The 12,500-nt window shown below is 45.9% G+C and carries 10 protein-coding genes; 6 read left to right on the top strand and 4 right to left on the bottom strand.

What is annotated here, in order from left to right; all coding sequences use genetic code 11:
• Positions 1 to 334: 334 nt before the first annotated feature.
• The 6 genes from AC3CKG_RS14980 to AC3CKG_RS14955 all read left to right on the top strand — a co-directional run bounded on the left by AC3CKG_RS14980 (position 335) and on the right by AC3CKG_RS14955 (position 9,047).
• Entirely contained in the window at positions 335 to 2,929 is a 2,595-nt protein-coding gene (locus AC3CKG_RS14980; RefSeq protein WP_488528525.1) for an ExeM/NucH family extracellular endonuclease, read from the top strand.
• 188 nt (positions 2,930 to 3,117) lie between these two features.
• The gene (locus tag AC3CKG_RS14975; protein ID WP_009848915.1) at positions 3,118 to 3,696 is read left to right on the top strand and encodes an aminodeoxychorismate/anthranilate synthase component II; all 579 of its coding nucleotides are present in this window, start codon (positions 3,118 to 3,120) and stop codon (positions 3,694 to 3,696) included.
• Between the two features lie 465 nt (positions 3,697 to 4,161).
• Entirely contained in the window at positions 4,162 to 5,373 is a 1,212-nt protein-coding gene (locus tag AC3CKG_RS14970) for an aspartate aminotransferase family protein (protein WP_012604934.1), read from the top strand.
• A gap of 107 nt (positions 5,374 to 5,480) precedes the next feature.
• Positions 5,481 to 6,500 carry an arginine N-succinyltransferase gene (gene astA, locus AC3CKG_RS14965; RefSeq protein ID WP_029223029.1) on the top strand — a complete coding sequence of 340 codons (1,020 nt, stop codon included), beginning with the start codon at positions 5,481 to 5,483 and terminating at the stop codon, positions 6,498 to 6,500.
• Positions 6,501 to 6,539: 39 nt separating this feature from the next.
• Entirely contained in the window at positions 6,540 to 7,997 is a 1,458-nt protein-coding gene (astD, locus tag AC3CKG_RS14960) for a succinylglutamate-semialdehyde dehydrogenase (protein WP_012604932.1), read from the top strand.
• 258 nt (positions 7,998 to 8,255) lie between these two features.
• On the top strand, positions 8,256 to 9,047 hold the full coding sequence (locus AC3CKG_RS14955) for a 2-oxoadipate dioxygenase/decarboxylase family protein (protein WP_372161765.1): 792 nt from the start codon (positions 8,256 to 8,258) through the stop codon (positions 9,045 to 9,047).
• Between the two features lie 218 nt (positions 9,048 to 9,265).
• On the opposite strand, the gene crp is transcribed toward AC3CKG_RS14955, so the two are convergent.
• The 4 genes from crp to AC3CKG_RS14935 all read right to left on the bottom strand — a co-directional run bounded on the left by crp (position 9,266) and on the right by AC3CKG_RS14935 (position 12,461).
• Positions 9,266 to 9,898, bottom strand: a complete 633-nt coding sequence (crp, locus tag AC3CKG_RS14950) for a cAMP-activated global transcriptional regulator CRP (protein WP_004729651.1) — start codon at positions 9,896 to 9,898, stop codon at positions 9,266 to 9,268.
• Positions 9,899 to 10,139: 241 nt separating this feature from the next.
• The gene (locus AC3CKG_RS14945; protein WP_004729650.1) at positions 10,140 to 11,009 is read right to left on the bottom strand and encodes a phosphoribulokinase; all 870 of its coding nucleotides are present in this window, start codon (positions 11,007 to 11,009) and stop codon (positions 10,140 to 10,142) included.
• 77 nt (positions 11,010 to 11,086) lie between these two features.
• Complete coding sequence (locus AC3CKG_RS14940) at positions 11,087 to 11,299, bottom strand: YheU family protein (RefSeq protein ID WP_004729649.1); 213 nt, start codon at positions 11,297 to 11,299, stop codon at positions 11,087 to 11,089.
• Positions 11,300 to 11,408: 109 nt separating this feature from the next.
• A complete protein-coding gene (locus tag AC3CKG_RS14935) occupies positions 11,409 to 12,461 on the bottom strand; it encodes a hydrolase (RefSeq protein ID WP_488528524.1) in 1,053 nt (350 codons plus the stop codon).
• Positions 12,462 to 12,500: the final 39 nt, after the last annotated feature.

Raw genomic sequence — 12,500 nt, 5'->3', positions numbered from 1 at the left:
TACTTTGGGCTTTTTATTGCCCGCTCCATTTGCCTTCCCAGTAAACCTCTTGTTTGAATTGATAATTTAAGCATTATCTAGCTAACATATTCATCATATTAATGCTGTGCAGATGATCCTGTTAATGGGTCTTTAAGTTTATAAAATTCAGCTCATTTCTATTTGTGTTGGAAATATATAACGTGCCAAACAATTGATGATTCCAAAGTGATAAGTTCCTCATTTCCTTGCCAACTGACTTATTCCTTTCATAAATAAACCTGATAGTTACCACAAAATACATGACTGCCCATAGATGGCAGTGACTATAAATCAATGTACTCAGGTGAAACGGATGGCTCTTTTACACAAACCTTCATTGCTAGCAGTGGCAATTGGTAGCTTGCTAACGGCAAGTGCACACGCTGATTTGTTTATTTCACAATATGTGGAAGGCGGCAGCTACAACAAAGCGGTTGAGATTGCCAATAACGGCGATAGCAGCATTAATTTAGATGGTTATTCACTGGCTAAGTCAGCGAACGGCAACGGATCATGGGGTGCCACTTTACCTTTGGATGGCCACGTTTTAGCGCCCGGTGAAGTACTTGTAGTCGCACATTCTAGTGCGAGTGATGAGATTAAAGCTAAAGCTGACATCATTAATGCTTCTATCGCTAACCATAACGGTGATGACCCGCTGGCTATTTTGAATTCAGATGGTTCGGTACATGATGTTGTTGGTTTGATGGGCGATGTGGACTGGGGCAAAGATGTTACTTTGGTTCGTGCGGCACAAACACCTACTGCGACGTTTGATGCTTCGCAATGGGTATCGCTACCAAAAGACAACATTGAAGGGCTAGGTTCATTAGACAGTGTTGAGCTGCCAGAAGCGTTCACCTGTACACAGGATGGCTCTGACCCAGTATTCACCACCATTCAAGAGATCCAAGGTGAGGGCGCAACATCGCCGTTCATTGATGGCTATCCTTACATCACTGACGATGAGTATTTCGTCAAAGGTGTTGTGAGTGCGGTGACTACAGGCATAACCAAAGGTTTCTACCTGCAAGCACTTGATGACGACTTTAATTCAAGCACTTCTGAAGGCCTATTTATTCACACCAATCAATCGAGTTCAGAACTGGCTGCGGGCGATGTGGTGTGTGTGAAAGGTAAGGTTCAAGAATACTACAGCCATACTCAGCTTAAAGTTGAAAACAACCAATGGCTAAAACAGGGCGAACAACAAGCGCCTGAAGCAACGGCGATTGAAGCGTTAGACCGTGATGAGAACTTCGCTGCAACGCTTGAACGCTACGAAGGCATGTTGGTGAAAACGACGGAAGCGCTTGATATGCGTGTCACTCGTACCTTTGGTTATGACTACGCAGGTCGTCGTAACAACATGGTACTGGCGCATGAGCGTATTAACATGCAACCGAATCAGCTTTTCGCTGCAGGTTCTGAAGAGGCGAAACAACAAACGGAAGATAACGCAGACCGCCGTCTTTTCGTTGAAACCGATCAAAAAGCGGGTGACGGACAAGTTCCTTTCTATCCAGACTTTGGCCGCACCGATATCGACCAAGATGGCTCGACGGAAGACTACATCCGTATTGATGACACCATTGTTGGCCTAGAAGGCGTGCTGACTTACAGCTACGGCGAGTACCGCTTAGTGACAACCAACCAGATCTCGGCTGAGAACTTTGTACGTAATGACCCACGTACTGACAAGCCTGATATGGATGAAGGTGATCTACGTATCGCGACTTTCAATGTCTTGAACTACTTTAACTCTCCATTTGGTGGCGACGCGAATCAGCATGGTAACAACCGTGGCGCGAACACCATCACTGAGTTTGAGATGCAGCAAGAGAAGATTGTGAATGCGATTCTTCGCTTAGACGCTGACATTATTGGTTTGATGGAAATTGAGAACAACGGCTTTGGTGAAGGCTCTGCCATTCAGCAGCTTGTTAACCAACTGAATGACCGCATTGAGCGCAAGAAAGACCGCTATACCTTTGTGGCTGTCGATTCGAACGAAGATGGCGTAACCGACGAGATGGACTCGATTGGTACTGATGTCATTACAACAGGTGTTATCTACCGTAAGAAAGTGGTTAAGCTTAAAGACAGTCGTGTTATCGCGATGCCAAGCCAACAAGCACCAGAGGTGTTAGACGATTCTGGTAAGGTGATTGAAGACGGTAAGAACTACCAGCGCGACTCATTGGCGCCAACCTTTAAAGTTAAAGGCACCAAAGAGAAACTGACTGTAGCGATCAACCACTTTAAATCGAAAGGTTCTAAGTGTTGGGAAGATGCAGCACCGGTTGAGCAGGGCGGTCAAGGTGGCGTTGATGCCGATAAGCAAGGTTCATGTGAGAACTTCCGTGTTGCTGCGGCTGTTGCACTGGGTGAAGCGCTAGACGGCATCAAAGGCCATAAAGTGATTCTGGGTGATATGAACTCGTACGGCATGGAAGACCCAATGCTGGTACTGACGGACTACTCTGAAGAGAAATACGGTAAGCAAATCAAAGCGGCGCGTAACACTTACATTGACGGCGTTGAACAGTTTGGTGACAGCGGTGCGGTAATTACTAAGAACTACGGCTACATTAATGCAGTGGCTCAAAAGCACCCAGACAGCTGGAGCTACTCATACAATGATGAAGTCGGTGCCTTGGATCATTTGTTGATCAGTGACAGCCTGAAAGATAGGGTTGTTGATGCGACCGATTGGCACATCAATGGTGGTGAGTCGACGTTGTTTGACTACAACGAAGAGTTCAAAGGTGACCTACCTAAGTACCAAGATCACTTCCGTTCATCGGATCATGATCCCGCTGTTCTTGAACTGCGAGTAGGCGGTTCATTTGGCTTCGGTGCACTGATGTCATTGTTTGGCTTAGCAATGTGGCGTCGTCGCAAGTAGCGACATCGTTAACTGCGCAAGCCAGCAGATACAGGTAACTGAAAGTTATCTGTAAACAATTAAGGTCAACTTAGGTTGGCCTTAATTATTGGCGAAATGCAGTTTCCACTTGCCTTTCGCCATGGGTATTGCACAATACCGCCCCTATATCTCCCAATCCTTTAGTATTTAGCAAACGATTTCGACCCATGTTACTTATCATCGATAACTACGACTCTTTTACCTATAACTTGTATCAGTATTTCTGTGAGTTAGGGGTCACTGTGAAAGTTGTTCGCAACGATGAGATTGATATTGCGGGTATTGAAGCGCTGAATCCTAGCCATCTTGTTATCTCGCCGGGACCTTGTACGCCCGATGATGCGGGAATCTCTCTGCAAGTCATTGAACACTTCGTGGGTAAGTTGCCTATCTTAGGTGTGTGCCTTGGTCATCAAGCCATTGCTCAAGTCTTTGGTGGTGAAGTAGTGCGAGCCAGACAAGTGATGCACGGTAAAACCTCTCCAATCCGGCACAATGGCAAGAGCGTTTTTCAAGGGCTTAATAACCCTCTAACCGTGACACGTTACCATTCTCTAGTGGTGAAAAATGGCACGCTACCTGACTGCTTTGAATTGACCTCTTGGACGGAATTTGAAGATGGCAGTATGGATGAAATCATGGGTTATCAACACAAAACCTTGCCGATTGATGCCGTACAATTTCACCCTGAGTCGATTAAAACAGAGCAAGGACACCAGCTTCTCGCTAACTTCTTAGCGCGTTGAGTGTTTAAATTTGACTCTTTCTCCGTCTAAATTAGCCAGTTGAACCTGTTAGCCCATTCGTTAAGCGTTTAAATTCGGGCGCTACGCGTCTCTTACTCCTCTGACGCCGATCACTTTTTATAACATTTCTCTCTCTTCAGGCTAAGTTTTTAGCCTATGCAAAATTATTCGCCTTATTTCGTCTCGAACCCTATATACCGCAATGCCAGTAAGGCTTTGCTATTACTGGTTATGCGTTTAGGTAAAAAAAGCTTCATAAAACAGATTAATTGATGCATAAATAGTCATAGGTAGTGACGTTTAGCTGGTTGTTAGGGATGGCTAAAGAATAATCCACTATTGAAAACGTTAATTAAATGTAAATATAATGCTGCGGCGGGATTATGGCGAGAGAAAATATCTTTGTCTCACTTATGAACCAGTACGCTTATTTGCGAAGCTTGCGGTATCGAGAAGGAATGTACGATGACAGTGGAAAAAAAAGTAGAACGTAGTCTGTTTAATGAGGTGATGGTGCCTTGTTATAACCCAATGGAAATGATCCCAGTAAAAGGGGAAGGCGCACGCGTTTGGGACCAACAAGGCCGAGAGTATATCGACTTTGCTGGTGGTATCGCTGTGAGCTGTTTGGGTCACTGTCACCCAGCAATGGTTAACGCAGTTACTGAGCAAGCAAACAAGATTTGGCATTTAAGTAATGTAATGACCAACGAACCTGCACTACGTCTAGCGAAGAAGTTAACAGACGTATGTTTTGCAGAAAAAGTATTCTTTGCCAACTCTGGTGCTGAAGCGAACGAAGCTGCATTGAAGCTAGCTCGTCGTTGGGCAGCGGATGTTCACGGTCCTGAGAAATCTGAAATCATTGCATTCAAACAAGGTTTCCACGGTCGTACTTTCTTTACCGTAACTGTGGGTGGTCAAGAGGCTTACTCTGATGGCTTCGGTCCTAAACCGGGCGATGTAACTCACCTGCCTTACAACGATATTGCAGCGCTAGAAGCGCACATCTCAGATCGCACATGTGCAATCATGATGGAACCTCTGCAAGGCGAGGGCGGTATCATCTCTCCAACATCTGAGTTCGTGAACACAGTTCGTGAACTGTGTGACAAACACAATGCGCTGCTTATCTTTGATGAAGTGCAAACAGGTAATGGCCGTACGGGTAACTTTTACGCTTACCAAGGCCTAGGTGTAACACCTGATATCCTAAGCACTGCGAAATCACTAGGTGGTGGTTTCCCTATCGGTGCAATGCTAACAACGTCTGAACTTGCGACGCACCTAAAAGTGGGCACGCACGGTTCTACTTACGGTGGTAACCCACTGGCGTGTGCCGTTGCTGAAGCAGTTGTTGACGTAGTAAGCCAACCTGAAACGTTGGCTGGCGTGAAAGAACGCGAAGCACTATTCCGTGATGGTTTAGCTAAGATTAACGACAAATACCAAATATTCAGTGAAGTTCGCGGTAAAGGCCTATTGCTAGGCGCTGCGCTTAATGAAGCATGGCAAGGTCGAGCTCGTGATGTATTAGTAGCAGCAGGCGAACAAGGCTTGATGGTACTGGTTGCGGGTGCAAACGTGGTTCGTTTCACACCATCACTGGTTATCACTACACAAGAAATTGAAGAAGGTTTATCAAAACTAGACAAAGCAATCGCTACGCTAGTTTAGCCTGAGCGGCGTCATAGGAATGATCGCCATTAGAGCGATCCCATGACGTACTGCTAAAGGCCCAAGCTTCTGGTTTTGGGCCTGTTTTGCATCTGGAGGGAATATTGATGCTAGTTGTTCGCCCAATAAAATTATCTGATTACGATGCGCTGCATACCTGCGCGGTTGAATCTGGTCACGGATTCACATCTCTTCCGGTTAACGAAGAACTGTTAACTAACCGAATTACTCACTCTGAATACAGCTTTGCTAAACAAGACGTGACTGAACCTGGTGATGAAGGCTACCTAATGGTTGGCTTCGACACTGAAACGGGAGAAGTCGCCGGTACCACAGGCATCGAAGCCTCAATTGGCTGGGATGTTCCGTTTTACTCTTACCACATCAGCAAAGTGGTTCACTCATCGCAAAAGCTTGGCGTGAATAACGTCGTTAAGCTGCTGACTTTCGGCAATAACTACACCGGATGCAGTGAGATCTGCACACTGTTCTTGCGCCCAGCTTTCCGTGGTGGATTGAATGGTCGTTTGATGTCGAAGTGTCGCTTCCTGATCATGTCTGAACACCCAGAGCGTTTCTCGAAAACGATTTTTGCTGAGATGCGTGGTGTATCGGATGCGGAAGGTAACTCACCTTTCTGGCAATGGCTGCAAGAGCACTTCTTCTCAATTGATTTCACGCTTGCAGATTACCTCACTGGTATCGGTAAGAAAGGCTTCATTGCTGACCTAATGCCAAAGCTGCCTATCTACGTGAACCTACTGAGCAAAGAGGCTCAGGCGGTGATTGGAGAGGTACATGATAATACACGCCCAGCACTTAAGTTGTTGGAACGTGAAGGTTTCACTAACCGCGGTTATGTTGACATCTTTGATGCAGGCCCAACGGTTGAGTGTGATTTAAGAAACATTGAATCAGTGCGTCATGCGATTCGAGCTCAGGTGAAAATTGCAGAGCACTCAAGCTCTAAAGACTTCCTAATTGGTAATACCTCGTTTGAGAACTTCCGCGCAGTAGCCGCGAAAGGCGCGTATGACCAAGCAAGCGACACAGTGATTTTATCATCTGAAGTAGCAAGCGCTCTTGAAGTAAAAGAAGGCGAATTCGTTCGCATGTTGGCTCAATAAGAGCGGCGATTATCTGTCGAAGATTTTAAGGATAGAAGTATGACTCAGTGGATAGCAGGACAGTGGGTGGCAGGTCAAGGCGACGCCATGACATCAGTAAGCCCATACAACAATGAAGTGGTGTGGCAAGGCGATAGTGCAACACCAGCGCAGGTTGAATCTGCAGTAGCAGCGGCTCGTGATGCGTTCTTAGTTTGGAAAAAACTGAGCTTTGCAGAGCGTGAAGCGATCGTGTTGAACTTTGCTGAGAAAGTAAAAGAGAACAGCGAAGAGATAGCACAGATTATTGCAAAAGAGACGGGTAAACCGATTTGGGAAACTCGCACTGAAGCGGGCGCAATGGCGGGTAAAATCGCTATCTCTATTCGTGCATACCACGAACGTACGGGCGAAGCTTCGCGTGAAGCGGCAGGTAACCAAATCGTACTGCGTCATCGTCCATTAGGCGTTATGGCGGTATTTGGTCCTTACAACTTCCCAGGTCACCTACCTAACGGTCATATTGTTCCAGCACTGCTATCGGGTAATACCGTGGTATTTAAGCCGTCAGAGCAGACACCTTGGACTGGTGAGTTTGCGATGAAGCTATGGCAAGAAGCTGGCCTTCCTGCTGGCGTGATCAACCTAGTGCAAGGCGCTAAAGAGACAGGTATCGCACTAGCCGATGCTAAAGGTCTTGATGGCGTGCTATTCACGGGTAGTGCGAATACTGGTCATATCCTTCACCGTCAATTCGCAGGTCAACCGGGCAAGATGCTGGCGCTAGAGATGGGTGGCAACAACCCGATGGTGATCAGTGACCAATTTGGTGATGCTGACGCGACGGTTTATACCATTATCCAATCGGCTTTCATCAGTGCAGGTCAACGTTGTACATGTGCTCGTCGTTTGTATGTTCCTGTTGGCGAGAAGGGCGATCAACTGCTCGATAAGCTCGTTGCGGCGACCTTGAAGATTCGTGTTGATCAGCCATTCGCTGAGCCAGCACCCTTCATGGGACCACAGATCTCTGAAGCGGCGGCTAAGTTCATTTTGGACGCGCAAGCTAATCTGCAATCACTAGGTGGTGTAAGCCTAGTTGAAGCAAAAGCGGGCGAAGCGGCGTTTGTTTCTCCGGGTATTATCGATGCAACCAACATTGCTGAGTTGCCAGATGAAGAGTACTTCGGCCCATTGCTGCAAGTGGTTCGCTACCAATCGCTAGAGCAAGCAGTTGAACTGGCTAATGACACGCGCTTTGGTTTGTCTGCGGGTCTTGTATCAACAGATGATTCTGAATGGGAATACTTCGTTGACCATATCCGTGCGGGTATTGTTAACCGTAACCGCCAGCTAACAGGCGCAAGTGGTGATGCACCATTTGGTGGCCCGGGTGCTTCAGGCAACCTACGCCCAAGTGCTTACTACGCGGCGGACTACTGTGCTTACCCAATGGCGTCAATGGAAGGTGGTGAAACTCAACTGCCAGCTACGTTTAGCCCAGGTATTGAGCTGTAGTTTTGGCTTTTAAGCTATAACTTGATGAATCATAAGCTTATGAGCTCTAAGTTCATGAATAACAGATTCATTGATTGATTGTGTAATAAGGAAGCGGTGTTATCGCTTCCTCTTTTCACCCACGTCCGACACCTCGATTGGACGGTAGATAATAATAGAACAAGTATGTCACAGGCTGATGGCTGCTGACTCTATGTCCAGCCTCTCCCTTTCTAATCCAAATTACTAGCTTGCTAGAACCTCTGACAAGGAGTCACCATGACGCCCGATCTACTCTTTAAATCACTATGGGACGATTACATTCACAGGCTTTGTCCATCGGCTGAGAAAGTGCATCACTTGCTGAAAGAAGACGAAGCTCTGATTAATGATCACATTGCACTGCGTACTTTCAATGTTGCACCGCTAGGTATTGAAACATTGGCTAAACCTTTCCTTGAGTTAGGTTACAAGGCGTGTGGTGATTACTTATTTGAGAGCAAGAAGCTAGTGGCTAAGCACTACGAGCACCCAGATCCAAACCAACCAAAAGTGTTCATTAGTGAGTTGAAGGTAGAAGAGTGTTCAAGTGGCTTACAACAGATCGTTGCTAAGTTGGTTGAGCAAGTTGACGCAAGTAAGCTTCAAGGTCATGAATTCTTGTTTGGTGGTCGTCTTTGGGATTTGAGCTTCGCAGATTTCCAAGTGCTAGCAAAAGAGAGTGAATACGCTTCTTGGCTCGCAGCTCATGGTTACGGTGCAAACCACTTTACGGTGAGCGTTAATCAACTTGACGCTTTTGATGAAGTTCAGGCAGTAAATGATTACCTGAGCGAATCAGGATTCACTATCAATGCATCTGGCGGCGAGGTGAAAGGCTCTCCAGAGGTCTTATTAGAGCAATCATCAACAATGGCAGATAAAGTCCCAGTTTCATTTGTTGAAGGCAATGAGATGATTCCTGGGGGCTTCTATGAGTTCGCTAAGCGTTATGCGATGGCCAATGGTGATCTTTATACCGGATTTGTCGCGGCATCTGCTGACAAAATCTTTGAAAGCACCAACGGTTAAAGAAGATACGAGCACGGGCTTTGCCCTCGAGGTGCGGGTGCGCTTCGCATCGAGAGTGTTTGCGCTGGGACGCGGTAGGTGCTCTATTCGCATCTCGCATCTCGCATCTCGCATCTCGCATCTCGCATCTCGCATCTGCTCTCTAGATCTCTAGAAAACAAAAAAGCCACCAAATTTGCATTTGGTGGCTTTCAAATTTTTGGCTCAGTTAATCGAGATTAACGAGTGCCGTATACCACGATAGTCTTACCGTGTGCAGAAATTAGGTTCTGCTCTTCAAGCATCTTCAAGATACGACCTACGGTCTCACGAGAACAACCAACGATCTGGCCAATCTCTTGACGAGTGATCTTGATTTGCATGCCATCAGGGTGAGTCATTGCATCTGGCTGTTTCGCTAGGTTTAGTAGCGTTTGAGCGATACGACCTGTTACGTCAAGGAACGCTAAGTCACCAACCTTTTGGCTAGTTACTTGTAGACGGTTTGCCATTTGCGCTGAAAGGCGCATCAGGATATCTGGGTTCACTTGGATAAGTTGACGGAATTTCTTGAAAGAAATTTCAGCTACTTCACAAGGAGATTTAGCACGAACCCACGCAGTACGCTCTTGGTCTTCTTCGAAAAGTCCAAGTTCACCGATGAAGTCGCCTTGGTTTAGGTAAGAAAGAATCATTTCCTTACCTTCTTCGTCTTTGATAAGAACAGCCACAGAACCTTTAACGATGTAGTACAAGGTTTCTGCCTTTTCACCAGCATGAATCAAAGTACTTTTTGAAGGGTACTTATGAATATGACAGTGTGAAAGGAACCACTCTAATGTTGGATCGGTTTGAGGTTTACCTAGAACCATAATATCTCACTTCCTCTGCAGGGTATGCTTGCCGCTTTCCGTATTTTAGCTAAGCCTGAATTGACTCAGTTAGGATAAGAGCACTCGTTGAGTGCTGCAAGCTATCTTGTGTTTCGTTTAAGAATAGTATCCTTTTTCAGGTACTATTTCTTGATTTTAATCGTGACCAAGCTACGATTTTTTACGCAAAATTGTGCACATGATCACGGTATGAAAAGTAATCAACCAGAATGTCGTTTTGTTAACCTATTTTTCCGGTTTCGATTAGTTGTTGTAGAATTGGCCTTACAATGAGCTCCATAGCAAAACTCATCTTGCCTCCTGGCACCACAAGCGTGTTATGACGTGACATAAATGAGCCATCAATCATAGCCAAAAGGTAAGGAAAATCGACGTTTTTGATGCCGCGCAAACGTATAACTACGAAGCTTTCGTCTAAACTTGGAATCCCTTTGGCGTTCAGTGGATTCGATGTATCTACGGTAGGTACACGCTGAAAGTTGATATGAGTACGCGAAAACTGCGGGGTAATGTAGTTAAGGTAATCATCCATTGAGCGAACAATAGAATCCATCACCGCTTCGCGAGAGTGCCCACGATCGCGTGTGTCACGAACGAATTTCTGGATCCACTCCAAGTTTACGATCGGTACCATGCCGATAAGCAGATCGACATGTTGCGAGACGTTAATGTCGCCATCGACTACGCCACCATGAAGGCCTTCGTAGAACATCACATCCGAGTTTTCAGGGATCTCTTGCCATGGCGTAAAGGTGCCGGGCATTTGGTTGTAAGGAACGGCTTCATCGAAGGTATGTAGATAGCTACGGACTTTACCCGTGCCTTCATTTCCGTATTGGCGGAAGAACTCTTCTAATGCGCCAAAATCGTTAGCTTGTGGACCAAAGTAGCTGATGTGCTTACCTTGCTCGCGCGCCTTACGGATCTCGACATCCATCTCTGGTCGAGTGAAGCGATGGAAACTATCCCCTTCAACCCAAGCTGCCTTCACGTCCATCATATTGAACATTTTACGGAAGGCTTCTGAGGTAGTGGTGGTGCCGGCTCCAGATGAACCCGTCACCGCAATAATTGGATGTTTAGCGGACATGACAACCCTTGTCTTTTGAGTAACTTACTTGTTAGCAATCGTTTACCACTATAACACGGCTCCTTTATGAGCGCAGCTTAGAAGCGTTTTGTGACTTGAATATCAACGGTTTCATGCAGCTCAGAAAACACGATACTGACTTCCTTTGAGGCTAATTGATGTTTCACTTGGTCAATCTTGTTTTGCAGTGAAACCTCTACGTCACCGTAGTCTGTGCCTTCACGTAGCACGAATTCTTTAATGAGGTTTTCTAGCGTTTCTGGTGCGATGTCTTGCCATGGGATGATCATAAATACTTCTCTCTTTTATGTTCATGGATATGTTCATAAATAGGTTTATTGATGTGTTGATTAGTGTGTCTAGCGACGCCTATCACTCAGCCCTTAAAAGGCTCGGCCATTATGCCGAATCTTGAATACTTTCATAGTAAGCGGGTAATGCTTCTTCTAACCAAAACCTTGGTTTGAGCGTACTACCAGTAATGAACCCCACATGGCCGCCTTTTTGAAACAGACGATAGTCGATGTTGTCAGGTAGAACGAATTTTGGAATCACATCATCGGTCATGAAAGGGTCATCTTTCGCATGAATGATCTGTGTGGGTAGCTTAATCCGATTCAACTTCGGTAAGGCAGAGCATTGAGCATAGTAATCTTGTGCATTCTTGAAGCCGTGCAAAGGCGCAGTAATTCGCTCATCAAACTCATACAGCTTATCGATCTTCTTAATGCTTTCCGCTGAGATGCCAATCTTCTCTTGCAGCAGTTTATGTTTCTTCAATGCATTCGATTTCAAAGAATTGAGCAGGTACTTTTTATAGAGTTTGGAGAAGCCTTGTTCAATACGACTTGAACAACAAGCAAGGTCAAAGGGGGCTGAAACAATCGTCGCCGCTGAGATTAACGGATCATCTGCGTAGTCGGCGAGATAATTAGCCAACATGTTGCCGCCTAGCGATATCCCAACTGCAACCTTAGGGTTATTGGGAAACCTTGAATGCAGATGCCTTAAAAAGAAGCGAGCATCTTCGACCTCTCCAGAGTGGTAAGCACGAGCTAAGCGATTCGGCTTTCCGCTGCAACCTCTGAAGTGCATCATCACGGACAACCAACCATCCTTAGCAAACGCGTTCATCAATCCATTGGCGTATGGGCTCTCAAAGCTGCCCTCTAATCCATGGAATAGGATGAAGATGGGTTTGTTGCTTTGTTTGTCGGAGCTTTGTTTGTCACTGCTTGGTTTGTCACTGCGTGGATTGTCATTAGTCGAGTTATCACTAGAGGAGCTGTCATCATCAGGGGATTCGCTCCATGCAAGGTCGAGAAAGTCACCATCGGGTGTTTCTAAGGTTTGCCATTGAGGAGCAAACAACGCCTGCTTTCTAATAAACCTAGGTACCAAGGTCTGTAGGTGAGGATTTGATAAACCAGCAGCAGCGGTAAATATTGTCATAAAACAGTCCATGCTTATTTATGGGCTTTGAAAAGTGTT

This window comes from Vibrio sp. QJM3NY_15 (assembly GCF_057785995.1).
The sequence above is the reverse complement of the archived record's forward strand: the minus strand, read 5'-3'. Positions and strand labels throughout refer to the sequence as shown.

Bases quoted from the DNA above. Each gene is read 5' to 3' on its own strand.
- AC3CKG_RS14980 (WP_488528525.1), top strand. From the start codon at position 335: ATGGCTCTTTTACACAAACCTTCATTGCTAGCAGTGGCAATTGGTAGC.
- AC3CKG_RS14975 (WP_009848915.1), top strand. From the start codon at position 3,118: ATGTTACTTATCATCGATAACTACGACTCTTTTACCTATAACTTGTAT.
- AC3CKG_RS14970 (WP_012604934.1), top strand. From the start codon at position 4,162: ATGACAGTGGAAAAAAAAGTAGAACGTAGTCTGTTTAATGAGGTGATG.
- astA (WP_029223029.1), top strand. From the start codon at position 5,481: ATGCTAGTTGTTCGCCCAATAAAATTATCTGATTACGATGCGCTGCAT.
- astD (WP_012604932.1), top strand. From the start codon at position 6,540: ATGACTCAGTGGATAGCAGGACAGTGGGTGGCAGGTCAAGGCGACGCC.
- AC3CKG_RS14955 (WP_372161765.1), top strand. From the start codon at position 8,256: ATGACGCCCGATCTACTCTTTAAATCACTATGGGACGATTACATTCAC.
- crp (WP_004729651.1), bottom strand. From the start codon at position 9,898: ATGGTTCTAGGTAAACCTCAAACCGATCCAACATTAGAGTGGTTCCTT.
- AC3CKG_RS14945 (WP_004729650.1), bottom strand. From the start codon at position 11,009: ATGTCCGCTAAACATCCAATTATTGCGGTGACGGGTTCATCTGGAGCC.
- AC3CKG_RS14940 (WP_004729649.1), bottom strand. From the start codon at position 11,299: ATGATCATCCCATGGCAAGACATCGCACCAGAAACGCTAGAAAACCTC.
- AC3CKG_RS14935 (WP_488528524.1), bottom strand. From the start codon at position 12,461: ATGACAATATTTACCGCTGCTGCTGGTTTATCAAATCCTCACCTACAG.